The organism is Candidatus Hecatella orcuttiae (assembly GCF_002009985.1).
GTDB lineage: Archaea > Thermoproteota > Bathyarchaeia > Hecatellales > Hecatellaceae > Hecatella > Hecatella orcuttiae.
This window is the reverse complement of the sequence record NZ_MTLX02000005.1, coordinates 459,123-483,205: the sequence shown is the minus strand read 5'-3', so window position 1 is coordinate 483,205 and position 24,083 is coordinate 459,123. Positions and strand designations below refer to the sequence as shown.

Below are 24,083 nucleotides of genomic sequence, written 5' to 3'. Positions count from 1 at the left end.
AAAAAATAAGTACAAGGCTACCTACGTCATGAATGCGGGAATGAGCGGTAGATGTTAGATGAGCCCTGGATTTAAGGTTCGCCACCCTTTACTCGATCTGGAGATTGCGGCGGAGGAAGGAAGCAGGCTGAAATTTCACGAAGAAGTCTTGCCGAATCTTTTGGGCAAACTGACAGAAGTCATCAGAGCCGACGGATGCATCAAACATCCCATCATCGCAGATGCAAAGACACACATTATCTTGGACGGCATGCACAGAGTGGCGGCTGTGAAAAACCTTCACTTCCGCTACATCCCCGTATGCTTCGTAGACTATTCCAGTGACTTGGTGGAGATTGGCAGATGGTATAGAATGGTCACCGGCTCCGCGGAAAATACTTTGGAAATATTGATTTCGACAATGGAGAAACTTGGCTTTACAGCTGAGGAAAAACCGTTTGAACAGGTGAGCAGACTTGTGGAGGGGAGAAAGGCAACTTTAGGTTTGGCGAATTGGAGAAAGGCTTTCGCTGTTCAAGGCCAAAAAGAAGCCACAGTCAAAGAAGCCTACGATGCTGTAAAGCTGGCGGAAACACAATTCAAGTCAAGAGGCTTTAAAGTCACCTATCACACCGAACAGGATGCGGGAGAAAAGATCAAACTCAATAGGGTAACCGCCATGATGATGACTCCTCCGGTTACCAAGGAGGAAGTGGTGGAAACCGTGGAGAAAGGTCAGCTTTTCGCTCCAAAATCAACCCGGCATATGTTTCCTGTAAAATTCGCCTTCGTCAACATTCCCATCTCCTGGCTGAGCGGTGAATTAGAATTGGAGGAGGTTAACAGAAGAATCGTGGAGCACTTGGCTAAAAGGCAGATAGTGCATTTGATTTCCCGAAGGAAAACCTCGGCAGGCCGCTACGCTCCCGGAGTATACGTGTTCAAATAACCCGCCAGCTTCGTCGAAAAGAACAGGGAAACTTTTATGAAAACCTTAAACATAGTTTGTTCAGAAAGAAGGGGGATGGAAGAAAATTCAGTATTCTTCCATTTGGTCGAGGTTTAGATTCAGGTTTACCATTTCAACCTTTTCTGCTTCAACTTCATGTTCTTCCAAATCGTACAAGACAGCATCACTCCTTGGCAGGGGGGTTCTTCCTAGGTCTTCGGCGACGAGTACGGGGATTACTTTCATCTATCTCACTCCCTGAATGTGGTGTTATAGTGGAGGCTTATGTAATATATAATATGTATTTAAATTGTATTTAAATTGAAATACGAATGTTCTTTGCTTATATAAAGAATTCTATGCAAGCGTTTTTCCAATAGCATCGAATATGTCAAATATCATACTTCGAAAATTTTGTTTTTAACATTTCTGTAATCCATTACTTTCCCCAGCAACCAGTCGCATCCCTTCAAGTCTAACTGAAAAGCTTCATATCAAGCCTATTGAAGCAATACAGCCTCTAAATGAGTTGAAAAAGTTTCTACAACCCTTACCTCAAGAAACCTCCCCAAAAGGTTCTCTGTACTCTTCACGGCCACAGGCTTGTAGGCGATATTCCGTCCAATCCAAGAGTCCCCCCTCCCCTTTTCCTCTACAAGGATCTCCCCCTTCCAACCCAGCCATTTTCGGTTTTTATCCCAAGCTATGTTTCTGCATATTTGCGCCAGTTTTCTGGTTCTTTCCTTAACCTTCCAGGAGGGAAGCGGGTTCATCTCTTGGGCGGGTGTGCCGGGTCTGGGGAAAAATTTTGAAACATTGACGATGTCGGGTCTGATCTCCTCCAGCAACCTAATGGTCCGGCGGTGGGCTTCTTCGGATTCCCCGGGATGTCCGCATATGATGTCTGTGGCTAGAGTTAGCTGGGGAAATTTTCGGCGGAATTGGGAAACGATGTCTCTGAACTCCTCCACCGTGTAGCCTCGGTTCATCAGTTTCAAAACTTCATCGTCGCCGCTCTGAAGGGGGATGTGGAGAAATTTGAAGACCTTGGGGCTTTCGTAGGCTTTCAGCAACCCTTCTAGGAAGGAGTTCGAGAAGCCGCGGGGGTTCACCATGCCTACGCGGATGAAAAACCGTCCTTCGACCTTGGTTACGGCTTCTAAGAGGGTGGGAAGGTCTACGCCTAGGTCTCTGCCATAGCAGGAGAGGTCTTGCCCTGTAAACCAGAATTCCCGCCGCCCTAGCTTCACTTCCTTCTTCACGTATTCAACAACATCCTCTATAGGATAGCTTCTCAGCCTACCCCTAGCAAAGCGGACGCAGCAAAAGCTGCATGCGTTGAGGCAGCCGTAAGCTACGGGTATTATAGTCCTGACGGGTGAGGTTGAAATTTTAGGTAGAGAAAGAGGCGGTTTCCAGCCTTTCTCGAGGAGAACGGGTTTTTCCCCCATCTCAACCTTTCTAACCAAGTCGACTATTTCAGTCCCGGGAGCCGGCCCTATAGCTCCGTCGAATCTGACCTCCTTTTTCAGCCTCGGGAAATTGATGAGAGGCAGGCAGCCGGCTACTACCAATTTTTTGCCGGGAGGCACCTTTTGAAGGAGGGTGAGGGTCTTGTTTTCAGTGGGAGCCTTCACAGCGCAGGTATTGTAGATGACTATTCCCGCTTCGGACGGTTGAGGGACAAGGGTGTAGCCGGCTGCTTGAAGGCATCCGGCGATCCTTTCTCCGTCAGCCATGTTGGAAGAACAGCCGAAGCTTTCTACGTAAACCTTTGGAGCTTCTTCCACGGCTGCCAGCTTGGAAACCTCCCGGTCCATCGGTTTGCTCCCGGTTTTTTGTGGGCGCAGGAGCCGCCTGTGCTTTCAGCCTCCCCCCGCGGGCGGTAAAATTGCCAAGGAGGTTCCGTTTTTCAACCGGGTCTTAAGCCCTTCGAGAAGGTTCACGTTTTTCCCGTCGACGAGGATTTGCAGGTAGGACCTGAGCTTCCCTCCCTCAAAGAGGTATTCTGCGAAGGACGGCCCGTAGGTTTTGCAGAGTATTTCCAGAAGATTTTCCACGGTGGCGGTAGGGGGGAGGGTGAATTCTTCGTTTCTCTTGCCCACCATCTCCCTCAGGGTTGTGAAGAACTTGACGTTAACTTTGATGGGCTCCTCTGAACTCTCAGGCTGTTTTTCGCTTTTTCCCCTTTCTGAAGCCAGCTCGGACACCTACCTTTGACGAGAAAGCCGTGGGTAAAACCTTAGAGTGGATGGGGGTTTGGCTGTTATTAAGAATTTCGTCCCTGAAAAGGGAGGGTTAGGTGCCGAAGGCGAAGTATGGGGCTGTTTTCCTTTTAATTTCGACGAACTCGTTGAGGCATTCGATTTCATCCCTGCTTAGGATGTTTTGGTATTCGCTGCGGAGAAGCTTAACATGGCTTTCGGGAACATCCACATACAGGATGTCTTCCTCCCGGATGTGGCGTCCTACTGTGGGCTCCTTCATGGAGACGGCTACCTGCATGCCCTTGGATGCTTGTGGAATGGTTTCGCCTTTATCCTGTATTTGAACGATTTTTCCAACTTCCACCCCGTTGGCTCGGATGATTGGGGAGCCGGATTTAACCGTTCCAGCTAGGACCTCCACTCCGAAGATGGCGGGTTTGCTTCTGCGGAAAACAAGGCCTTTGAGCACCTTCAGCTTAGCCGGCCGCCACAGAGATTCCAAGGCTTTCCGGGTTTCCCTCTCCTTGAGGCTTCCCATCCATTCTAAATATTCTTCCAGCAACCCGTAGATGACGTTGTTCTGAAATATCAGCACGCCTCGCTTCGAAGCCTCCTCCGCAGCGTCGGGAAGAACCTTCACGTTGAAGCCTAAGACCACACCGTAGGCGGGCTCCTCAGCCTTCACAACCTCCGCTTCCACCACGTCTCTTCTGGATATGTCTCCCACATCCGCCAGTCGAACGGGGATGTTGGAGGATTCCAGCTCACCTACCAAGGCTTCCAAAGAGCCGAGGGTGTCCGCTTTGAGGACTACGCCGACTTTGTCGGTGGAGATTCTCACCCCCTCTATTTCTTCCCTAACCTTAGAGACCAACTGCTCCGGGGTGGAATCTTCGGAGAGAGCATAGAGGGGGCTTCCAGGCAGGGCTTCTTCAAGTCCCGGGGCCACTATCTTAACCCCTGCGGCGGCGGGAACTTCTTTGATTTTCAAGAATTTTTCCCTAGGGTCTCTTATTTCGTCCAGAGGCTTCGGTACAAGGATGGCTCGAACCTTGGTGGTGAAAACCTTCTGCTTACCTCCCACCACCAGTGTGTCGTTTTCTCGAAGAACTCCATCGTAGATTATGGTGTTGACGTTGACACCGAGCCCGGGGTCTTCCTTAACCTCTAAAATCGTGCCGCAGGCGCCTCCCTCAGAGACTACGAGTCGCTCTTTCATATATTGCTGGGTCAGCCCCACCAAGACAGTGAGGAGGTCGGGCAGCCCTTCTCCAGTTTTTGCGCTTACCGGAACTATCGCCACGTTTTTTCTAAAGTCCCTCACCCGGTCAAATCTTTCCCCGCTCAGCTTAAACTCAGCTAAACTCCCCACGATGAAGTAGATTTTTTCATCCAAAACCTTAACAACAGGCAGCCCCATCTTCTTCACGGACTCAAGGAAGCTGCCTCCCTCCGTAGACCGCCAGCCGGGAACCATGTCGAGTTTGTTGGCAGCAACCACAAAGGGAGTTTTTCGAGCCTTCAATATATCTATGGATTCCGCTGTCTGAGGCTTCACTCCCTCCATGAGGTCGATGACGAGGATGGCGATGTCCGCCACCGAGCCACCTCGCCTTCGCAGGTTGGAAAAAGCCGAGTGGCCGGGGGTGTCTATGAAAAGCAAGCCGGGGATGTCTATTTTGAACCGGAAAACCTCCAACAGCCCACGGCAGATGTCAGCCAGAACCTGAGCGGGAACAAAGCTGGCCCCTATGTGCTGGGAGATGGCTCCCGGCTCCCGGGCCGCTACAGCCGTTCCTCTAATTCTGTCTAGGAGGGTGGTTTTCCCGTGGTCGACATGACCTAAGACGACGACGATGGGCTGTCGGATGGGCAAGGGGAACCCCGCCGGGGTTTGCATGGGGAAGCACTTCAGGATTATAAAGCTTCAAGCCGCTTAATTCTCCGCGAATGGAATATTTATAAACCTAGCTCAAATAGAGTTAAAGTTAGATTTTACTGGCATAGGCTGAGTGACCATGGAGCCTATTATAATCGCGCCTATGGCTTCTCTCGCCGCCTTAGGTTTCGTCGGCTACCTCGTCTGGAGCATCCTAAAAGAGGAACTGGGGAACCCTCGGATGAGGGAAATCTACGAGGCTATCAGGGAAGGAGCTCAAGCCTACCTCAGCAGGCAATACCGCGCATTGCTAACCCTCATGGTCATCGTAGGTGTGGTGCTGGGTCTAGCCATCAACTGGAACACCGGGGTTTCCTTCATCGCAGGAGCCTGTCTTTCCGCCTTAGCGGGCTACCTAGGCATGAACGTGGCCGTCAAGGCCAACGTCCGAACGGCCAACGCTGCCCACAGGGGCATAGGCGCTGCGTTGCGGGTAGCCTTCAAAGGCGGAGCTGTGATGGGCTTGTTCATGGTGGGATTAGCCTTGATGGGCGTGACCGTCTTCTACTTCCTCTGGACCGACCCTATTCTCTTCGCAGGCTTCGGCTTCGGAGGAAGCCTTGTAGCCCTCTTTGCCAGGATAGGGGGAGGAATCTACACCAAATCCGCCGACGTGGGAGCGGACTTGGTGGGGAAGGTGGAGGCGGGGATACCGGAGGATGACCCTCGAAACCCGGCGGTGATAGCCGACGCCGTGGGGGACAACGTGGGGGATGTGGCCGGGATGGCTGCGGATCTCTTCGAAACCTACGCTGTGACCATCATCGGAGCCATGCTTTTGGGGGCTTTTCCGGTCTTCAACGCTCAGAGGGTTACCTATCCGCTGCTTTTGGGAGCTGTTGCCATTTTCGCCACCATCGTCGGCACTTTTTTTGTGAGAATCAGGAAGACTGGGAGTCCTACTTCAGCCATTCTCCAAGGGATAGCTGTCACAGTGGCCGTATCCATCGCCGGATTCTACATTCTGACCGTCTACACCGGGATGGGCATGGGAATCTTCTACACAACTATCGTAGGCGTGGTGATCGTGGTTCTCCTGGCTCTTCTAACCGACTATTATACTTCCTACGAGCACAGCCCTGTGCGCAAGGTTGCGGAGGCCTCCCAAGCAGGGCCGGGAATCAACATCATCTCAGGCTTGGCCAACGCCATGGAAAGCACCATCCTCCCCATCCTCGTCATCTGCGGAGGCGTCATAGCCGCCTACTTCCTAGCCGGGGGAGGTGTGGTGGGCTTCTACGGCGTGGCCATAGCCGCCATGTCCATGCTTTCCGTCGCGGGGATAATCGTCTCCGTAGACGCCTACGGTCCCATCGTGGACAACGCAGGGGGAATAGCAGAAATGGCTGAACTGTCCCCCGAGGTGAGGGAGGTCACCGACGCCTTGGACGCCGTGGGCAACACCACCAAGGCTTTAACCAAGGTCTTCGCCATCGGCTCAGCGGGGCTGGCGGCTTTATCCCTTCTCTTCGCCTACGTCCTAGAAGTCGCCAAGTTCGGCGGCGGTATTTCCTTGGACAATCCCGTCATCAACATCATGGACGCTAGGGTGCTGGTAGGTTTGCTGCTGGGTGGAGGGATCACTTTCATTTTCTCATCCCTCTGCCTCAAAGGCGTGGGCAAGGGTGCCTTCCGAATGGTGGAGGAGGTCCGAAGGCAGTTTAGGGAGATTGCAGGCATCATGGAGGGAAAAGCCAAACCGAACTACGGCCGATGCGTAGACATAAGCGTCCGCACCGCCTTGAGGGGGATGGCTCTCCCCGGCCTTTTAGCCGTTCTGTCACCCATCCTAGTAGGCTTCATATTGGGCGCTGAAGCTTTAGGCGGCTTGCTCATCGGCGCCATCGTAACCGGGCTGGCTTTAGCTCTCTTCATGGCCAACGGCGGCGGAGCTTGGGACAATGCCAAGAAATACGTGGAAACAGGAAAGCTGGGAGGAAAGCGGTCGCCAACCCACGCGGCCACAGTCATAGGGGACACGGTGGGCGACCCCTTCAAGGACACAGCAGGTCCGGCCATTAACCCTATGATTAAAGCCATCAACATGCTGTCGGTGATCTTCGCTCCCTTGATAGTGGCAGCGCCTCTTCTCTTAGTGCTCTAACAGATTTTCTGCCGAAAAAATATTTCGCGGGGTTAAAGGAGAAATCATCTGAGAAAAACTGCTTTTCAGCCTTTCTCAAGTCACTCTAAAATAGGCTGTTTCCCCTATCACGATAGGTGAGCCTTTGAAGCTGGCTTCAGGGATGATAGTGTAGATGCCGGTCGGGTCATCAGCTCCTATGTAAACCTCAAACATCATCTCTCCATCTTGATTGGTTATTCCTCTCAGGTCTGCAAACACGTTACCTTCTGGGTCGTAGATGATGAGGATAACTTCAGCTCCTTCAAAAACAGCCTCCTCCTCATGGACATGCTCCTCTACCACAGCCTCCTCCTCATGGACATGCTCCTCTACCACAGCCTCCTCCTCATGGACATGCTCATGAGGATGCGTACTGACCTTGACGTGGATGTACACAAAAGAGTCTCTGGAATAGGTTTCGCTATCCGTCGTGACTATCGGTTCCATGTGTGGAAACTCTTCCGCTTCCCCCACTCCTACAAGTGAAACGTATCCTTGGAAGGCGGTGAAGCTTAGGATCAGGAGAAGAAAGAAAACCAAAGGCGGAAATTTCAACAACCGAGCTAAGACGCTGTTTTTCATCTCTAACCCTCCACTATGAACAGTCCCCTCATGTAGTGGTGGAGGGGGCTGCATTGAACTGTACATTTAAACATGTAGACTCCCTCTTCCTCAGGTGTGAACTCCACCACCACCTTCTTTTCCGGATTAACAATCTTCACGTCGATGTCAAGGCCTTCGACAGTGAAGCCGTGGGAAACATCCATGCTTATGAGGACCAACCGGACAGTCTGCCCTTTCTTCACGGTTATGACTTCGGGGTCGAAGCCTCCGCTTTCCTTGATGCTCATCCTTACCACAATCTCGTCCGGCTCCCTCGGCATGAAAATCCCATCTGCCAAAGGAAGGAAAAACGCGGCCACAGCGACGACTACCAAGAGCAATGCAATGCTTTCCCACAACAGTACAGTTTTCTTCATCACTTCATTCACCCCGATATAATCCAGATGAAAACCAAGGCGGCAAGGGTGTGCAAAACACCCATGACCGTTGATGCTCTCAGAGCCTTAGCGTGGTCGCCGAAGAGTCTCACAGCGATGTTGTAGGTGCTGTTCACCGCCAAAGCTAGCCCTACAAGAACAATCGGTAGCTGGAAGTAGGGCAGAAAATCCGGAAGGATTGGTCTCCATGCAAACCGGGTTCCCAGCAGATTCCAACCCCACCCCAGAGGATCGGAAAAAGCCGTTAGGGGATATGCCCAGTTAACGGTTACGAGGGTGATGGCGAATGCCAGCCAAAGGAACAGGCTGTAGGGAGTCAAGGCGTAGCTGAAAGAGAGGAAGACTTGTTTAGGTGCGTGTTCAACATCGCCGGCAGTCTTCTTCGCCAGCCAAGAGAAGGCGTAGAACAGGGCAGGATAGCCTACTAATGCAGTGCCACCCACTATCACCGCCCATCCGAACCAGTTGCTCAGTCCTTGGAAAGAAGGTGTGAGAAGTCCTATGGTGGCCAGGTTAGCTCCGAAGATATTCCCCATGTTACCCCAGTCTTTAAACCAGAAGTAGGGGCCGAAAAAGACCAGCTGGTAAGTGATGACCAAGGTAAATCTGATGAAATCCATCCACGCCTCATCAAACTTGTCCTTGGCTTTGGTTGCTAGGTTAGCTAGGTCTTGGCCTATCATCCTCAGCTTCAGCGTCATATTGTCTAAGGGACAAGATTTGAGGCATTCAAAACACTGACCGCAGTAGGTGTTCTGGTCGTTGCCACCCGGATAGAGCACCCAAGGGCAACCGTAGCCTTTGGGACTTCCACCGATACACTCTTTAGCCACATGCTTATCGCAGACAGTTTTATTCCGGCATCTAATAGCGAGGATCGAAGCGTTAGAATGATGGCCTATGTATCCGCCCGCCGGACAGACAGAGCGACAGAAATATCTCCGGGTAAAAATTGGATGTAGAATCAAAGGGAGCACTATAAGTATGAGGAACAAAAACCCGGTCACTACGGGTCTTGTGACAAGCCAAGGAACGATGAGAGATATTCCTAAGAAACCGAAGGCCGGTATCCACATGTTGTTCAAGCTTTTAGGCCACTTTTTTCCCAAAGACAGCCACTTTCTCAGACTGTGAACACCGTAAAGTCTTCTTCTTGCAAGCCATTCTCCGAAAGCCGGTAGAGGACAGACAGTGCACCATAGTCTTCCAGCAAAGAGTATCATAAATTCAACAGCGGCAAACCAAAGTATCCAGACTACCGCTATGGAGAAGTTCTTGTTTCCTGTTGGATTACCGAAGAATGCTGTTGTTAAGACGATCATAAAGATCAGAAGGTTTGGCCAGATGAGTGCAAAGTGGATACCCCTCCATTGGAGAATCTTCTTCAAAATAGGCCCTACGATCTTAACCCTCAGCAAGTCAACATCCTTGTCAAGGGGAACTCCCAGCATTCGGTTACTGGGCCCTCGGCTGATGTAGAGAGTGGTGGCCCCGAACATGCCTAACGTTAAGAAGATGAAGGCTGGGAAAACATAATTGGGCTCCACGAGTATGTCCGCAACCATGAATGGATGCAGAGGCCCGCACGTTATCGCGCATCTTATCTTCAATTTACCCGGTCCGTCGAAAATTATCGGCCCCACATCCACGACTTCTCCCGGGGGGATGGTTACGAAGTAATCGTAGCCGTCGATGTAGAATCCGTGGGTGACATCCGCGCTCTTTATCCTGAAGATTACCTCCTCTCCCAGCTTTACGTGAATGATGTTGGGTTCGAAGGTGAACCTTTTCGCGGTGATCTCTATGATCTTGGGTGAAGAATCAGCTTCAGCCAGCCGGCCGGATTCTTCTTCGACTGTTAGGATTATTTCGCTCATCCGCCCTGTTACCGGTAGGGCGTAACCAAGAATAACCAAGGCGATGACGATTACGGCGACGGACAGCAGATGATTTTTCTTCATTCATCATCCCTGAGGGCTGAGCCGTAGATTATGCGGCCTATCTCCTCAAAAAGCTCCGGGGTTGACGCCCCAAAGAAATCCTCCCTAAGCCAAGCCACCTTCTTCTCTCCCTTGAGAAGGTAGATGTCAAAGCTTGAGGGTTGAAACCTTAAACCCCGCCTAGCTGCGAAATCCTCCACGGTTTTTTTGACCTTTGGATTAAACCTGAGTCTTGCCTCATCGTTCAGATGCATTCCCAGGATAAGAGGGTCGAAACTGTAAACTCTGTTTACGCGGAATCGTCCATGTCTAAACTCAGGTAACTGCATCTGGATCTGATGTTCTTGAAGCCCCTCCTTTTTTCCAGCTTCGACGTATTCAACCGCCTTTCTGAAAACTTCAGTCAATCCTTTTCCTTCCACTTGACCTGCAGGAGGGTTAGCTACCTTTTGGTATTCCTCCCAGAGTAGAGAGGACATGGCTTGGATTTCCTCCTTAAAGCTCAGACCTTCACCCGAGAGCGGGTTATTCCTGGAAGATTCAAGCTTGTTCCAAATTTCCTCCGCCAGCTTCATTCCAGCTTTCCAGATTCGATTGGCATCCTCCACGTCGGAGGCAAATCGGAAGCCTGTCCTTTTCAGCGTCTCGTAGAGAAGCAGAGAACCTGCATAGGCGCATTCGCTTCTTTTACTGAGGCCTGCCTTCCAAGCTTTGTGCACATAATCAGCCATCGAGAAGAAGAGGGAGATTACATCATCCTTAGCCAAAGGCTTCCCTTGGCGATGTAGCTTTAAGGCTTCTGCCATCATCCTAAGCGGGGAAGGTTTTGCTGTTTCGGAGGCGGGAGGTATTTCCGCAGGGCTGTCGCTCAAATGTCATCCATCTATTATAAATTTGTTACAAATTAATTATAAATTCAAGATATTTAGCTTTTACGTCTATACAATATTTTAACTATATAGACATATACACGCTGACCTGATGGGAAGGCGTTTTCACCGTCTTATAAGGCTTAAAAAGATCAAAAGCGCCGCTATCTCAAACGTTTCCGACAGAAGATGGAGAGGGATGTGCAAAGACCAAGCGAAAACAATCTGAAACAACATGGCCACGGCGAAGAGAATGAGACCTAAGTTAAACCTTGACCTTATGGCCCTATAATTTTGAATGAAATAGTAGATAATTATCAGGGTGATGGTTATTTGAACAATATGAGAAACTATATGCACACCACTCTCTAAAGTCATATCTGTTCAACCTTCCTGATGTCTTATACGTTGATTCACCCTTTCTTTTTATCTATCCTTTGGAGGCGATTCCATATTTCCTTGAAGAGCTCCCAGTTTGACTCAATCTCTGGGGAAAGAAAATAAACCGCCCCGTATTTACCCCCAGCATTGGTGAGGATGTTGTTGTCAACCAGCAGTTCCAGATGGAAGCGGATAGCCCTGTAGTGTAGTTGAAGAAGCTCAGCCAGCTGATTGGCGTTCAAAGGCCTCTCCTTCAAGGCGAGGATTATTTTTCCCCGGGTTACCCCTCCCCTCGTTCCGGCTATCATCCACCAAAGTGTACGCTTAAAGGCGCTGGAAAACACGGTGAACCAACATCTCGGTGATGAGGTCTATTAAAATTTAAAAAATCGCTCCTATTAAAGTGTCGCTGCCGGTGGGCGATGAACCCAGCATTTTAGGTGAGATGTAATTTTTACAAGTCGGAAGGTTTGTTAAAGGTCTAGGATTTCTTCCGGAGCGAAGAAGATAGCCGTCTCTCTCCTAGCGTTTTCCTGACTGTCCGCAGCGTGGATGGCGTTCTTAGTGACGGTTAACCCGTAGTCTCCCCGGATGGTTCCCTTCTCAGCCTCCGCAGGGTTGGTCGCTCCCACCAAGGCTCTGAGTCTTTGCACAGCACTTTCCCCTTCCACCACCATGACGAAGATGGGCCCGGAGGTGATGTGGCTTAAAAGTTCCTTGTAGAAGGGTTTTCCCACGTGCATCTCGTACAGTTTTTCCGCCTGCTTCTCAGTAGCCTTGACGAGTTTGGCGGCGCAGATTCTGAAGCCCTCTTGCTCAATCCGCCGAAGAACCTCTCCGACGAGGCCTCGGGCAACGGTTTCAGGTTTTAGTATGGCGAAGGTTTTTTCCACCATCAGCCTAACCTCGGCCTTTTTCCTTCTTTCCGTAGTAGGCTGTCCATTTGAGCTTCCTCGAGTCCCTCCGAAGGTGGAGGGAGCTTTTTCGGCATTTGCTGGAGCAATACCAGAGGATGGTTCCGTCGTTTTTAACGTACATCAAGCCGAATCCTTGGGGAAATTCTCTCCCACAGAAAGAGCATGACCTCGGTTTAGGCATCGACTATCCCTAGGTTAGGATATTCTTTTGGCTTCCCGCTCAGTCTCTCTCAGCATCAGAATGTCCCCTGTCCTAACAGGGCCTCGAACGTTTCTTGTGATCACTCGACCTTTGTCTTTGCCTTCGAGAATCTTAACTCTGACTTGGATGACCTCTCCCGTCACTCCGGTTCTCCCTACAACCTGAACAACTTCAGCAGGGGTGTTTTGCTGAGCGGAGCTCATGGAAGCTTAAAACCTCACGCTTTCTTCAAGGTTTCCAGTTTTTTGATGAGCTCGGAGAGCATTTCCTTGGATTCGCCGGGCTCAACGATGGCGACGGAGGCAGCTCTGACGTTGATTCCGGAGGCTTCTCCCAGCTTTTCTTTGCTGGACACGTAAATGTAGGGGATTTTCCTCTCTTCGCAGAGAAGGGGCAGATGGGCCACGACCTCAGGGGGCTCTACGTCTTCGGCTATGAGCACCAGTTTGGCGATTCCTCTTTCAACAGCCTTGGTGGTTTCGTTGGTTCCCCGTCTGATCTTTCCCGTGTCGTTGGCTATCCTAAGGGCTTCATAGGCTACATCTGCCAGTTCTTTTGGCACGTCAAACTTGACATAGAAGGCTTTTGGCATTCGCCTACACCCTTATAATGGTATGCTAGATTTAGGTTAGGAACCCAGTTTATAAGCTTTTGCGGGTTAATCGAACCGCTTCAGCTATTTGTGAGCGTAGAAGAAGGTGAGCTGGGGAGCTACAGCATCCACCCTGGCGAATCCCCATCTCTCCAGTTGAACCATTTCTCCCACCTTCAACCCTTTACAGGCTTCCTCGGAAAACCCTTCAATCCTAGAGCCATCGGGCATGACCATGAGGCTGGGAATGTTGGACGCAGCGGGCAGATAGTGAATTATGGGGACGTGCCCCTTCTGGGCCTCCTCATGGCTGGTCCCGGTGAAGCTGGCCAGAGCCTTGCCCTCTTGGAAGGCTTTAACTTGGATGTTGAAGAGGTTTTTCAGCCGGAGGTAGGCTCCGGATGTGAAAAGCGGGCGGTCGTTCCCGGAAACCAGCAGCCGGATTACTCCCTTGTCCGGTTTAATTTCAAAGGCCCGGAAACCTCTTTCCGGGTGCTCAGGGTGGAGGGGGTGCACAGCTTTGAAAGGCTTCTCAGCCCCTGAAACTTCGAGGAGGAAGGGTTGGGCGACGAAAAAGTAGCGGTTAGCCACGGGGTCCAGAATCCTGCGATTGTGAGAGTAGAGGGTATCCCAGCTTAGAGTAATGTCCACAGGCTTCAGGCCTATTTCTAGGATCATTTCCTCGATAGCCTGAGGCTTTATGCCTCTCCGCCGGAGGGCGGCGAAGGTGGCCAGTCGAGGGTCGCTGTAGCCTTCATAGACCCCCTGTTCGACTCCCAGCTTAATCTTGGACTTGCTGAGGAGGACTCCCTCTATCTTAAGCCGGCCGTAATGGATGGCTGTGGGATAGTCCCACCCCAGATGGTGGTAGAGGTATCGCTGACGCTGCTCGTTGGTGAGGTGCTCCTTACCCCGGATGACATGGGTGACTCCTAAGAGATGGTCGTCTAAGCCGCTGGAGAAATTGTAGAGAGGCCAAACTCTGTAGCGATCTCCCACCAAGGGGTGAGGCGTCTTCCCGGTGTCCACGATCCTCAAGGCAGGCCAGTCCCTCACAGCGGGGTTAGGGTGGCTGAGGTCGGTCTTCACCCTCACCACAGCCTCCCCCTCGCCGAATCCTCCGTCGAGCATTTTCTCCCACCTGTGAAGGTGGGTCTCGGGGGGTTGCTCCCGGCAGGGGCAAGGCTGCCTTGCTGATATTTTCCGCCTGAAAACCTCAGGCTGACAGGTGCAGACGTAGGCTTTTCCTTCTTCGAGAAGTTTTTTTGCGTAGATGTAGTAAAGGCCGAGTCTTTGGCTTTGAATGTATTCTCTATCCCACTTGCAGCCCAGCCAGAGGAGGTCCTCCCTTATGCTGTCGTAAAACTCCAGCGACGGCTTCTTCAAATGAGGGTCCGTGTCCTCAAACCTGAGGAGGAAAACACCGTGGTACATGCGGGCGTAACTCCAAGACAGAATTATGGCCCGCGCGGAGCCCATGTGGAGGACGCAGTCAGGATTGGGGGAAAACCTGGTGACAACCTGCGGGTATTTATCAGCCTCAGGAAGAGGAGGCAGCGCCCGCTCCTCCACCTTGGGCTTAGCTTCCAAAAGTTCAGGCCACGTTTCCTCCAAAATTTTTTTCTGCTCTTGGAGGGTTAACCTGTTTACTTCCTCCACCGCCCGTTTGACTTCGCTCAGAACTTCTAGGGCTTTTTTCTTGTATTGGGGCATTTCCCCCAAAACTTTGCTTAACACTGCTTGGGCGTGGGCCTTCCCCCTGTGGGTGTAAGCGTTCAAAATGGTGTATTTTCGGATTAAACTTTCAAGCTTCTGGTGTTCCCGGTCCTCTGACAAAGGAGCATCCCTAGGATTCCATTCTTTAAGGGAAGTTTCACCTTCATAAGCTGTTTGGTGAAGCCGCCTTCTCGGAAATCCGCTGCCAGAGGCGGCTGTTTCACCCTCCCAAATATTGGTCCATGATTTTCAGCGCACAGTATCGGCCGCACATTTTACACATAACGGTTTCCCCGCGGATCTGCCTTCCCTTTTCCCCTCCGTCTAAGGCGTGGAAGAACTGGCCTTCCCAGTCCTGTTTTCTTCTGTGAAGGCCAATGTTCCTATCGGCTTCGGAGAGGCCGTATTTCACGGTGTCCCCGATGTGGGCTGCAATCCTGCAGGCTAAGACTCCCTCCTTGACCTGTTCCACGGTGGGTAGGTTGAGGTGTTCCGCTGGGGTGATGTAGCAGAGATAGTCTGCCCCAGCTCCCGCGGCGAGGGCTCCTCCCACACAGGCTGCAATGTGGTCGTAGCCCACTGCCACGTCCACTGGCAGAGGCCCTGCCACGTAGAGGGGGCGTTGGCCTGTTATTTTGTTGAATTTTTCCACTGAAGGGGCTATGTTGCCGGCTGGGATGTGCCCGCCTAGACCTTCTATGATGACCTGCACTCCTCTCTCGTTGGCTTTCTCCGCGAGCTCCGTGTTCATGTGGAGTTCGTCCATTTGAGGCTCGTCAAGCTCATCGTAGACTGAACCGGAGCGCATAGTGTTTCCTAGGGAAAGCACCACATCACGGCTGTGGGCTATGTCCAAAATCTCGTCGAAGACCTCTAAGAAGGGGTTTTCCCTTCGGTGGGTAAGCATCCACATGGCGGTGTAGGAGCCTCCCTTTGAAACAATCCCCATGATGCGCTTTCTCTTCCTTACCTTTTCCAAGGTCTCCAAGGTGAAACCGGGGTGGATGACGATGGAGCTTATGCCTTGGTATACATCCCTTCGGAGGACTTTTAGAATCTTAGAAAGGCTCATCTTTTCAAAGCTTCTGCATTCGCTCAAAGCCTGATAGATGGGGACGGAGGAGACGGGAACGGTGGTCGCTTCAAGGATCTTCACCCTTAGGTAGGCGAGGTTTCCTCCCATGGATAAATCCGAAATGGTATGGGCTCCGTATTTTTCCGCAACCCGGGCTTTCTCTATCTCTTTTTCCTCATCCACAGCGTCGGAAGATGAGCCTATGTTGGCGTTCACCTTAGTGCGCAGCCCTTTTCCAATCCCCAAGGGTGAAAAACCAGGGCGCTGCAGAATCACAATCCTACCTTCCGCAACGCCTTCCCGAATGAACTTCTCTGAAACTCTCTCAGATTTCGCAACAGCCTTCATGGCCTCGGTGATGAGGCCCTCTCTTGCCTGCTCAAGCAGCGTCTTCACCGCTCATCCCTGCAGCCGACTCTTTTGAAAGAAAAGTTCTCCTATTTAAAATGAGGAGGAAAACAGCCGCCCTGAAAAAGCTTTTACAAAAATCGGTTTATTTTCTTTCAGGGTTAATTTTAATAACCTCCCCGGGGGATACTGTCAAACTAACACCCTTCAGCATTTTATAGGCCTATACAGCTTAACAAAAAGAAGGATGCTGAACAATGGTCGAAGAGAAAACAGCGGAGAGGAAAACCGACCACATTCGAATATGCCTCACCGAGAACGTTCAAGCTCGAACGACAACCACAGGCTTGGAAGATGTGCATCTGATCCATGACGCCGCGCCTGAAGCGAGGCTGGAGGACGTGGACACAGCTGTCCAATTTTTCGGGCATAAGCTCTCTTCACCCATTCTCATCTCCGCCATGACGGGGGGAACCAGGGAAGCTGCCAAGATAAACGCCTCCTTGGCGGAAGCAGCGGAGAAGACAGGGGTAGCCATGGGGGTAGGCAGCCAGAGGGTTGCCCTTGAAGACCCATCCAAAGCCTACTCCTTCCAGATAGCTCGGCAGAAGGCACCTCACGCCTTTTTGATAGCCAACCTAGGCTGCGCCCAGCTGGCGAAAGACTATGGAGTAAACGAAGCCTTGAAGGCTGTGGATATGATTGAAGCGGACGCCCTAGCTTTACATCTCAACCCCCTCCACGAGGCGGTTCAGCCCGAGGGCCAGACAGACTTCCGAAGGGTTCTGAAGAAGATCAAGGAGCTCTCCCAGTCCATCGATATACCCATCATAGCCAAGGAAACGGGGGCCGGCATCTCCGCGGAGACAGCTTTGAAGCTGAAGGAATCAGGCGTCCGGGGAATAGAGATAGGGGGAGCTGGAGGAACCAGCTGGGCTGCCGTCGAATACCATAGGGCGAGGAAGATGAAAAACATCCGACACCAGAGGCTCGGCCAAGCCTTTTGGGACTGGGGTATCCCCACCGTCGTCAGCCTCGTGGAGGTGCGGAAAGCCACGGACTTGACGGTGATAGCCACGGGAGGTGTCAGAACCGGCATGGATATCGCCAAAACCTTAGCCTTGGGGGCTCAATGTTCAGGAATAGCACGGCCTTTCCTCAAGCTGGCAGTCAAGGGCTCAGAGAGGGTTGTCCAAGAGTTAAACCTTCTCACCGCTGAGTTGAAAATCGCCATCTTCTTGGTAGGGGGAAAGTCCGTCATGGATCTTGCAATGAAGCCCTTGGTGGTTACCGGTAAAACAGCGGAGTGGTTGAGGGTTAGAGGTTTTAACCCAGAAGCCTACGCGAAGAGGGGGGAAGCAGTTAGGTCTTGAGGGCGGCTAGGGAGCAGTAGCCCACCACCGCTGAAAGGTCTCCTGTGACATCTCCCGACGTGGCGTATTTGAGGAGAACCCCCTTTTTGGCTCCGAGAAGTTTAGCCGCGCACAGCATGGCCGCCGTCGGCCCCACGCCGCACATGGAAATGCCCAAACGGTGGACTGTCTGGAAAAGCTCCTCTTCATTCAGTTTTTTCAACGCCTCGATGGCGACTTTGTCCTTTCTTTCAGCGGAACTCTGAGGCTCGTAGTGGGTCATGTCGCTGGAGGCAATAACTAGAGCGTTGGTTTCCTTCAAAGCCTCCGCCACCGCTTTGCCCACATCTAAAGCTACCTCCAAGTCTTGAAGCATCATGCATATGGGAACCATATCAAAGTTGGAGCCTAGAAAATACTGGAGAAAAGGCAGCTGAAGCTCGATGGAGTGCTCGTAGAGGTGGGCTTTGTCGTCTATGTCAAGGTATGCCGAGCGCTTCTGAATAGCCTTCGCCGCCGAAGAGTTTACGGGGACATCTCCCAAAGGAGTTCTCCAAACCCCCTCCACCATGAGGGAAACAGCGCTCCCCATCCCCGTATGATTCGGCCCTAGGATGACAACTGTTTCCGGCGGGCCGTCAGCGGCTAGAGCAAAATAAGAATGAGCCGCAATAGGGCCGGAATACATATAGCCGGCATGCGGGCATAGGAGTCCAACAACATTCCGAGAACCAGCTCGAGAGAGTTCCGGGACTTTCCCCGGGCCCAGCCTGTGGAGGAAACATTCATTTTCAATCTGCTTCTTAAGGGAAGCGGCTCCCCCAGCATACCATGACCCTGCGTTGTAAGGCTGCCTTATCTTCGACAAGAGTCCAGCCACCTATTTGGAATTAGGGAGTTTGCCCTTAAAAACCGCATGCCTTGCGGGATGCGGTAACACTTAGACCGGCTCTTTAAAGGGAAGGACTCCAGATTCCGTTAAAAACGGTTGGAGGGGAGTAGGCCTTTAAAAAAGTTTTATTGAGGCCGCTGCCTCTTTTTTTGAGAGAAGGGGAGCTCATGGTTTTAGCCTTTGTCATGGTAAACGTAGAACCGGGCACGGAGAAAGAAGTTGCGAAAGCCGTCACTGAGTTGAAAAGCGTTAAAGACGTGTACTTCGTCTACGGCATCTACGACCTCATAGCGAAAATAGAAGCGGAAACTGACGACGAACTGAAAGATTGCATAGCGGAGATCAGAAAACTGGAAAACGTAAAAAGCACACTGACGATGACCGTAATATGGAAGGCTTAGGCTGAAGACTCCTTTTTCATCTACAAACCGGCTAGCCGTCGGAAAAATTCTTGAACTTCTGGAACGCCTCGCACAAAAAACTTCGCCTTAGAAGGCCTTCTCCTAGCCGCCACGAGGATTGTAACTCCATCGTCTAAGGCTTTGAAGGCATCTTCATCCGTTTGATCATCTCCCAAGTAAATGGGGAAGCCGGAGTTTTTCATGGCCTTCAAAAGCCAGCGAACAGCCGCCCCTTTATCCCAAGCCACATCAGGCCTGATTTCAAATACCTTTTTACCCTCGGTGATTTTGACCTCCCCAAAACCGCGGGTTACTTGGAGAAGAGCCCTTTTCACGGAGGGGATTTTTTCTCGGGAAACTAGGCGATAGTGGAGACTGGCACTTAGCCCTTTGTCCTCCACCATAACCCCGGGCACCCGGCTTAACCGGCTCCTCAATTCCCGGCAGATTTGAGCGATGACAGGTCTTGCCGCCAATGCGCTGGGGTGCCTGAGAGTTAAGCCGGGGCCTTCTATTTCTAGGCCGTGGTTTCCCGCATAGTATACGCCTTTCACGCCAACCAATTTTTTGATGTCCTCCAAGGCTCTGCCTGTTATGATGGCGAGGGTGAAGTGGGGATGGTGAGCTAAGGAGTTGAGAAGCCTCCTCATCTTCTCCGGCAGCAAAGCCAGTTCAGGCCTATCGACTATAGGCGTTAAAGTGCCATCATAATCGCTCAGGATAACTGCTCTTCCTCGGGTTTTGATAAGTTTCTCGACATCCGGCCAATGAGCGAACAGATACCGCATGAGGATCAGGCGTCCTCTATATGGAGAAGTACGTTTAAGCTTTAAGCTCTGGGAGATTCTTATCGACGGTAGGTTTAAAAATTATCTGGCAGACCCGTTTTTGAGGGCTTCAACGCTTACGCGTCAAGAAAAATCCTCAAAAAACGTTAGGTGAACAAAGTTTAATTGTGAAAATATCGATCCTCTTAAGGGTATCTTGCTGATTTAAACCGATTCAAAGGAGCCTATAAAAATTTGGAGGAACTTGAGCCTCTAGTTTTCCCTTACGCCTTCGAAGTTACGGAGAAAGGACAGAAAAAAGAGGCTTCAAAAGAAGTTGAAATAGCCTTTCTTTTTTTGAGAATATGGTATGAATGGCTGGGAATAGATGGGGAACGGCCATTAATTGAAAAGTTCAAAGAGAAAATTGGGAAAAAACACTCTAAAACTGTTAAAAATCTGAGCGTCACCAAGATTTTCTATCCTCTCTGGGCTAAGCCTTGGAAAGATGAAACATGCCTGATCATTGAAGGGCTGGGAATCTTCCACAGCATCATAGACTACGATGAACTGCCAGACGTAGACAGTTTCCTCAACGATATCAAAGAGGTTAACTCCGCGGAAGATTATTTGGCAAGCCTGAGAAAACACCAAGTTACCTTTGCATGTTTTAGGGGATCCAGATCCTTCGCCGTTTCAGGGCTTGTCCCCCATGAAAGCTTCGTCTACGACCTCCAACCCTGCATGGCCCATTTTCGAAGGGAGGAAATTGCAAAAGCTGTATCCCTACCTCCCAGAGTATCCTGGGAACAGGTGGAGGAGATTTTCAACATTTTCACGAGAATGTACGCGGATGCATCTGAGGGTATCAAGAAACTTACCTCCGCCAAAGACCTTTTAGTGCATCAAACCTACCACTGGAGTCTACGTCAGATCGAGAGAATCAAGGAAATCGAGTCGGAGTTTCTCCCCTCCATAGAGAAAGAAAGTAAGACGGTTGAAACTAAGCTGGCTAAGCTATACGATAAATACCAGTCTCAGGTTACTGAGGTTGAAAAAACTTTAATTTCAACCCTCGACATGATGGAAAAAGACTCCTATAAATTGGAGGGGGAAATCAGGGAATTAAAACAAAAAAGAGAAGAATACAGTAGAATTTTATCTGAACTGAAGCCTCAAAAGGAAAGACTTGAAAGGGAACTTAAGAAAACCCTTAGCCAGCAAGATGTCTTATCCACGCAGTTGCACACCCTCACGATGCGGCTTAGTGACCTGAAAATGGAATACTCAAAGCTTCAAGGTCTAGTGGAAACCCACAAGGGCGGTAAGAGGGAGGAAGAGATAAGAAAGCCGTTGAAAAAAATAGAGCAAGAAATGGGGGAATTAAACCAAAAGATCCTTGAAATCCGTCAGGAAACTCGAAAAAAAGAGGAAACACGGCAGAAGGTTCAATCCAGCATAAGTGAGATTGAGCGGAGAATATACGACCTGAAGGAGAAGATTGTTGAGCTCGAGGAGTTGGAGAAAGAGAAAAGAGCTCACTTAGCGTCCCTCCCTAGGGAGATGGAGGATACTCGAATACGGGCGGAAGAAGAACATCAAAAAATTGAGAAACACTACCGCTCGCAGGTTAAAGACCTTCAAGCAAAAGTGCCTTTCCTTAAGGCTGAGATGAGGAAAAAAATCAGGGTTGAACAGAAGACCATCTATGAAATGAAAAAAAGGACGGAGGAAATAAGAAAACAAATTGACTGTTTGATAGAAAGCCAAACAGCCTTCATTGACAGCCTTCAGAAATACGTGATAACCACCAAGGGAATGAAGGTTGCTGAAACAACAGTTCTTCAGATTCCCTTCTACCATGTTTGCTACGAAACTTCGGAGGGGATTTCTGAGAAGATCTATCCGCCTATGATCGGGGAAACTGTAAAAGAAGCCTTAGGTAGAAAAAGAATTGTTTTGAAGCCCGCAAACGTCGGCTTTGAGAAAATTTTGGGGGCGAAGCTGCTGGAGGCCTTAAAGTGCGATGGCACCCTTTCTTTTGAAGTTAGAGAAAGCAGCTCCGTCGTCGACCTTGTCAAGGATAGCGAAACCCTGAGAGTTCTTTACGAGGGATTAGACCGACTGTCTTCAGCGAGACTGATTTCCAACAGTCAAGCTCAACAGGTTAAGATGGCGTTTACCCCGTATCTTAGTCAAGGCTTGAGGCCTGACTATTTTTTCCAGTTGTAGCCTAGGATATCTTCGTAAAGCTCTATGTTGTCTTTTACACCTCTGGCTACGCTGTAGTTTCTCTCATAGATTTCTCTCGCTCTCCTTCCCAGCTTTTCCTTAAGCTCTTTATCCGACAGAACCTTCACCAAGGCCTCAGCCAGCTGGGTGACGTTGCCTGCTTCAACCAGGTATCCGTTGACTCCAGGCCATATTTGGCTTTTTATTCCCCCCACAGCCGAGCCGATGACGGGTTTACCGAAGGCCATGCCTTCAGTTATCGCTAAGCCGAAACCTTCCATGATGGAGGGGAGAACAACGACGTCGCATGCTTTATAGGCTTGCATGAGGTCGCTTCTGGAAATGTGGCCGGTGAATATCACGTGATCTTTCAGATTCATTTCATGTATGAGGCTTTTCAAGCGCTCCTCATACTGCTTTTTTTCGCTGGCTTTAAGGACATCCTTGGTCATGGACCCGTTCCCCACAAAGACGCATCTCACATGGGGCTCTTTTTCCAAGATGCGAGGCAAAGCTTTTATCAGGATATCTTGACCCTTAAACTGGTCGATCCTGGCCACGCAGAGGATGATTTTTTCCTCCCGACTTAGCCCGTATTTTTTGCGGAAGCGGCTGACCTTTACTTTTTCCACGGCGACGAAAGGGTAGATGCATCGGACTTTATCCCAACTGAGGCCGCTTTGAAGGGCTGTGGACACGTAGACCCGGGTCGACAAGACTACGCGATCGTATTCTTGCATGTGTTGAACGATAAACTCCCGCCATCTTTTCGGAACCTCCTCGGTGAAGGGAATATGCCAAGTGAATACTTTGGGGATTTTCAGCTCCCGGAGCATAGACCCCATCAGGAGGACTTGAAAATCGTGCACGTGAAGAAGGTCGAATCCGGTTTCATCATAAAGCTCGCTGATCTTATCGGCGAACATTTTGTTGATGGCGAAATACTCGTTGAACCCGTAAAGATGCTTGTTTATCAGCTTCTCTTCAGAGCTTTCTTCACCGTGGAAAACTTTCAGGATCAGTTCTTTAAACCGAGTGTACCCGGAAACAATCCGCGGGTCTAAAGAGGTTTCCGGAACCCTGTAAACTTTGATGTCTTCCACCACGTCTTTGGCCGGAGCTTTCAAGGGGCGAAGGTGAACGACGTAGAGCTTATGCCCCTGCTTCCGCAGTTTCCGGCCTAACCACAGAAGGTAGTAGGAGACACCTCCTGCGTAGGGATAGAAAGACTGACTCACCGCGCAGATTTCCATCCTACTCCTTACCCTCCAATAATCATAGACAGCTTCAGTTAAGAACTTGACTTTGTGAACTTCGCACTCATCATTCGATGTTTACTGCTTTCTCTCTAGTAACTCAAAAAAATTATTTTCCTGGAGCGCTAGAACGCCTTCATCAAGGTTTATCAGACAACTTACTGCGTTGGAGAAGAAGATAGATCAAATCCATGGAGTCACGACGAGGAAAGTTAGGAGGGAAGTCATACGTGCGAGGTCGTTGGAGGCCCCAAGCACATCGCCGGTTATGCCTCCGAAGTTTCTGTTCGAAACCGCCACCAATACGAGGGCTGTGATGATCCCGGCGGCCAAGAGGAGCAGACCTCTTCCTCCAAGAAGGGGGAAGGCTATACCAGAGGATAGGAGTAGACCTCCTGCCAAGCGAAGTTTCCGGCCGCGCCCATGCATGGCTTTGATGAAGAGGCTGCTTAAACCCTCATGAGCCGGTCTGCCGGCCCAAGTGCCCACTACCATGGAGAGTTTAGCTGAGACTTCAGCCGCAACTAAGCCCCGCAGCGCCTCTAAGCCTAGTTCAGAGATAGCGAAGGCGGTAATCAGGATGACGACGAGACCTAGGACCAGTCCCCCTGTACCGGTTTGACGGTCGTGCATGACTTGGAGTTTGCGCTCCCAAGAGCCTTGGGCCATCAAGCCGTCTCCGAAGTCCAGCAGTCCGTCGGTATGGTGGAGGCCTGTGAGCAAAAGGATGAACCCCATTGTTACCATCCCTACGAGGAGAGGGGGAATGGCATGAAACAGAGCCCATGCGAGGAGACCGGCTGAAAGGCCGATGAAGCCGCCTGCCAGAGGGGATAGGAACATGTAGCTGGCGGTTCGGTTTAGAGATTGCGAGTCTGTTTTAACAGGGATGACGGTGAAGAAGCCGAAGATGTCCCTTATCGCCTTCAACCATTCCATGGGG

At 50.7% G+C, this 24,083-nt stretch carries 24 protein-coding genes; 5 read left to right on the top strand and 19 right to left on the bottom strand.

Annotation, left to right across the window (positions count from 1 at the left end):
- Positions 1-58: 58 nt before the first annotated feature.
- Positions 59-928 (top strand): ParB N-terminal domain-containing protein, encoded by an 870-nt coding sequence (locus BWM17_RS05560; RefSeq protein WP_309492954.1) that lies wholly within the window; start codon positions 59-61, stop codon positions 926-928.
- 87 nt (positions 929-1,015) lie between these two features.
- Here the strand turns inward: BWM17_RS05560 and BWM17_RS05555 are convergent, their stop codons facing one another.
- The 4 genes from BWM17_RS05555 to infB form a co-directional block, all read right to left on the bottom strand.
- Complete coding sequence (locus tag BWM17_RS05555) at positions 1,016-1,174, bottom strand: hypothetical protein (RefSeq protein WP_309492953.1); 159 nt, start codon at positions 1,172-1,174, stop codon at positions 1,016-1,018.
- A 254-nt stretch (positions 1,175-1,428) separates the two neighbouring features.
- Complete coding sequence (locus tag BWM17_RS05550; RefSeq protein WP_309492952.1) at positions 1,429-2,748, bottom strand: tRNA (N(6)-L-threonylcarbamoyladenosine(37)-C(2))-methylthiotransferase; 1,320 nt, start codon at positions 2,746-2,748, stop codon at positions 1,429-1,431.
- Between the two features lie 45 nt (positions 2,749-2,793).
- Positions 2,794-3,138 carry a ubiquitin-like small modifier protein 1 gene (locus tag BWM17_RS05545; protein ID WP_309492951.1) on the bottom strand — a complete coding sequence of 115 codons (345 nt, stop codon included), beginning with the start codon at positions 3,136-3,138 and terminating at the stop codon, positions 2,794-2,796.
- Positions 3,139-3,226: 88 nt separating this feature from the next.
- The gene (infB, locus tag BWM17_RS05540) at positions 3,227-5,011 is read right to left on the bottom strand and encodes a translation initiation factor IF-2 (protein ID WP_309492950.1); all 1,785 of its coding nucleotides are present in this window, start codon (positions 5,009-5,011) and stop codon (positions 3,227-3,229) included.
- Positions 5,012-5,153: 142 nt separating this feature from the next.
- On the opposite strand from infB, the gene BWM17_RS05535 reads away from it, so the two are divergent.
- Entirely contained in the window at positions 5,154-7,178 is a 2,025-nt protein-coding gene (locus BWM17_RS05535; RefSeq protein WP_309492949.1) for a sodium-translocating pyrophosphatase, read from the top strand.
- A gap of 75 nt (positions 7,179-7,253) precedes the next feature.
- Here BWM17_RS05535 and BWM17_RS05530 read toward each other — a convergent pair whose 3' ends face one another.
- From BWM17_RS05530 to thiC, 11 genes are all read right to left on the bottom strand, one after another.
- The gene (locus tag BWM17_RS05530; RefSeq protein ID WP_309492948.1) at positions 7,254-7,781 is read right to left on the bottom strand and encodes a hypothetical protein; all 528 of its coding nucleotides are present in this window, start codon (positions 7,779-7,781) and stop codon (positions 7,254-7,256) included.
- A 2-nt stretch (positions 7,782-7,783) separates the two neighbouring features.
- Complete coding sequence (locus BWM17_RS05525) at positions 7,784-8,179, bottom strand: cupredoxin domain-containing protein (protein ID WP_309492947.1); 396 nt, start codon at positions 8,177-8,179, stop codon at positions 7,784-7,786.
- Positions 8,180-8,187: 8 nt separating this feature from the next.
- Positions 8,188-10,161, bottom strand: coding sequence for a 4Fe-4S binding protein (locus BWM17_RS05520; RefSeq protein ID WP_309492946.1), 1,974 nt, complete (start codon positions 10,159-10,161; stop codon positions 8,188-8,190).
- Positions 10,158-11,012 carry a hypothetical protein gene (locus tag BWM17_RS05515; protein WP_309492945.1) on the bottom strand — a complete coding sequence of 285 codons (855 nt, stop codon included), beginning with the start codon at positions 11,010-11,012 and terminating at the stop codon, positions 10,158-10,160. Before BWM17_RS05515 ends, BWM17_RS05520 begins: the two co-directional genes overlap by 4 nt.
- A 410-nt stretch (positions 11,013-11,422) precedes the next feature.
- Positions 11,423-11,734 carry a winged helix-turn-helix domain-containing protein gene (locus BWM17_RS05510; RefSeq protein WP_309492944.1) on the bottom strand — a complete coding sequence of 104 codons (312 nt, stop codon included), beginning with the start codon at positions 11,732-11,734 and terminating at the stop codon, positions 11,423-11,425.
- Between the two features lie 129 nt (positions 11,735-11,863).
- Positions 11,864-12,286, bottom strand: coding sequence for a nucleoside-diphosphate kinase (gene ndk / locus BWM17_RS05505; protein WP_309492943.1), 423 nt, complete (start codon positions 12,284-12,286; stop codon positions 11,864-11,866).
- A 4-nt stretch (positions 12,287-12,290) separates the two neighbouring features.
- Positions 12,291-12,488, bottom strand: a complete 198-nt coding sequence (locus BWM17_RS05500) for a 50S ribosomal protein L24e (RefSeq protein WP_309492942.1) — start codon at positions 12,486-12,488, stop codon at positions 12,291-12,293.
- Positions 12,489-12,502: 14 nt separating this feature from the next.
- A complete protein-coding gene (locus tag BWM17_RS05495; protein ID WP_309492941.1) occupies positions 12,503-12,712 on the bottom strand; it encodes a 30S ribosomal protein S28e in 210 nt (69 codons plus the stop codon).
- Between the two features lie 14 nt (positions 12,713-12,726).
- Positions 12,727-13,101: a 50S ribosomal protein L7Ae gene (gene rpl7ae, locus BWM17_RS05490; RefSeq protein WP_309492940.1), complete on the bottom strand. Its 375-nt coding sequence runs from the start codon at positions 13,099-13,101 to the stop codon at positions 12,727-12,729.
- Positions 13,102-13,185: 84 nt separating this feature from the next.
- Positions 13,186-14,937 carry a glutamate--tRNA ligase gene (locus BWM17_RS05485; protein ID WP_309492939.1) on the bottom strand — a complete coding sequence of 584 codons (1,752 nt, stop codon included), beginning with the start codon at positions 14,935-14,937 and terminating at the stop codon, positions 13,186-13,188.
- 100 nt (positions 14,938-15,037) lie between these two features.
- Positions 15,038-16,288, bottom strand: a complete 1,251-nt coding sequence (gene thiC, locus BWM17_RS05480; RefSeq protein ID WP_309492938.1) for a phosphomethylpyrimidine synthase ThiC — start codon at positions 16,286-16,288, stop codon at positions 15,038-15,040.
- Positions 16,289-16,497: 209 nt separating this feature from the next.
- On the opposite strand from thiC, the gene fni reads away from it, so the two are divergent.
- Positions 16,498-17,613 (top strand): type 2 isopentenyl-diphosphate Delta-isomerase, encoded by a 1,116-nt coding sequence (gene fni, locus BWM17_RS05475; protein WP_309492937.1) that lies wholly within the window; start codon positions 16,498-16,500, stop codon positions 17,611-17,613.
- Here the strand turns inward: fni and amrB are convergent.
- Positions 17,603-18,460, bottom strand: a complete 858-nt coding sequence (amrB, locus tag BWM17_RS05470) for an AmmeMemoRadiSam system protein B (RefSeq protein ID WP_309492936.1) — start codon at positions 18,458-18,460, stop codon at positions 17,603-17,605. The two genes, fni and amrB, sit on opposite strands and share 11 nt — an antisense overlap.
- 173 nt (positions 18,461-18,633) lie before the next feature.
- Between amrB and BWM17_RS05465 the strand changes: the two genes are divergently transcribed.
- Complete coding sequence (locus tag BWM17_RS05465; RefSeq protein WP_309492935.1) at positions 18,634-18,885, top strand: Lrp/AsnC ligand binding domain-containing protein; 252 nt, start codon at positions 18,634-18,636, stop codon at positions 18,883-18,885.
- 20 nt (positions 18,886-18,905) lie between these two features.
- Here the strand turns inward: BWM17_RS05465 and otsB are convergent, their stop codons facing one another.
- Positions 18,906-19,673: a trehalose-phosphatase gene (gene otsB, locus BWM17_RS05460; RefSeq protein WP_309492934.1), complete on the bottom strand. Its 768-nt coding sequence runs from the start codon at positions 19,671-19,673 to the stop codon at positions 18,906-18,908.
- A gap of 234 nt (positions 19,674-19,907) precedes the next feature.
- Here otsB and BWM17_RS05455 point away from each other — a divergent pair, with 234 nt between their 5' ends.
- Positions 19,908-21,884: a hypothetical protein gene (locus tag BWM17_RS05455; RefSeq protein WP_309492933.1), complete on the top strand. Its 1,977-nt coding sequence runs from the start codon at positions 19,908-19,910 to the stop codon at positions 21,882-21,884.
- On the opposite strand, the gene BWM17_RS05450 is transcribed toward BWM17_RS05455, so the two are convergent.
- Both BWM17_RS05450 and cobS read right to left on the bottom strand, forming a co-directional pair.
- Positions 21,866-23,137 (bottom strand): glycosyltransferase family 4 protein, encoded by a 1,272-nt coding sequence (locus BWM17_RS05450; RefSeq protein WP_309492932.1) that lies wholly within the window; start codon positions 23,135-23,137, stop codon positions 21,866-21,868. The genes BWM17_RS05455 and BWM17_RS05450 overlap by 19 nt on opposite strands.
- 186 nt (positions 23,138-23,323) lie before the next feature.
- The gene (cobS, locus tag BWM17_RS05445; RefSeq protein WP_309492931.1) at positions 23,324-24,079 is read right to left on the bottom strand and encodes an adenosylcobinamide-GDP ribazoletransferase; all 756 of its coding nucleotides are present in this window, start codon (positions 24,077-24,079) and stop codon (positions 23,324-23,326) included.
- Positions 24,080-24,083: the final 4 nt, after the last annotated feature.

Excerpts from the sequence above, each read along its gene's own strand:
- BWM17_RS05560 (WP_309492954.1), top strand. The coding sequence starts at position 59 with ATGAGCCCTGGATTTAAGGTTCGCCACCCTTTACTCGATCTGGAGATT.
- BWM17_RS05555 (WP_309492953.1), bottom strand. The coding sequence starts at position 1,174 with ATGAAAGTAATCCCCGTACTCGTCGCCGAAGACCTAGGAAGAACCCCC.
- BWM17_RS05550 (WP_309492952.1), bottom strand. The coding sequence starts at position 2,748 with ATGGACCGGGAGGTTTCCAAGCTGGCAGCCGTGGAAGAAGCTCCAAAG.
- BWM17_RS05535 (WP_309492949.1), top strand. The coding sequence starts at position 5,154 with ATGGAGCCTATTATAATCGCGCCTATGGCTTCTCTCGCCGCCTTAGGT.
- BWM17_RS05530 (WP_309492948.1), bottom strand. The coding sequence starts at position 7,781 with ATGAAAAACAGCGTCTTAGCTCGGTTGTTGAAATTTCCGCCTTTGGTT.
- BWM17_RS05525 (WP_309492947.1), bottom strand. The coding sequence starts at position 8,179 with ATGAAGAAAACTGTACTGTTGTGGGAAAGCATTGCATTGCTCTTGGTA.
- BWM17_RS05520 (WP_309492946.1), bottom strand. The coding sequence starts at position 10,161 with ATGAAGAAAAATCATCTGCTGTCCGTCGCCGTAATCGTCATCGCCTTG.
- ndk (WP_309492943.1), bottom strand. The coding sequence starts at position 12,286 with ATGGTGGAAAAAACCTTCGCCATACTAAAACCTGAAACCGTTGCCCGA.
- BWM17_RS05500 (WP_309492942.1), bottom strand. The coding sequence starts at position 12,488 with ATGCCTAAACCGAGGTCATGCTCTTTCTGTGGGAGAGAATTTCCCCAA.
- BWM17_RS05495 (WP_309492941.1), bottom strand. The coding sequence starts at position 12,712 with ATGAGCTCCGCTCAGCAAAACACCCCTGCTGAAGTTGTTCAGGTTGTA.
- rpl7ae (WP_309492940.1), bottom strand. The coding sequence starts at position 13,101 with ATGCCAAAAGCCTTCTATGTCAAGTTTGACGTGCCAAAAGAACTGGCA.
- fni (WP_309492937.1), top strand. The coding sequence starts at position 16,498 with ATGGTCGAAGAGAAAACAGCGGAGAGGAAAACCGACCACATTCGAATA.
- otsB (WP_309492934.1), bottom strand. The coding sequence starts at position 19,673 with ATGCGGTATCTGTTCGCTCATTGGCCGGATGTCGAGAAACTTATCAAA.
- BWM17_RS05450 (WP_309492932.1), bottom strand. The coding sequence starts at position 23,137 with ATGGAAATCTGCGCGGTGAGTCAGTCTTTCTATCCCTACGCAGGAGGT.
- cobS (WP_309492931.1), bottom strand. The coding sequence starts at position 24,079 with ATGGAATGGTTGAAGGCGATAAGGGACATCTTCGGCTTCTTCACCGTC.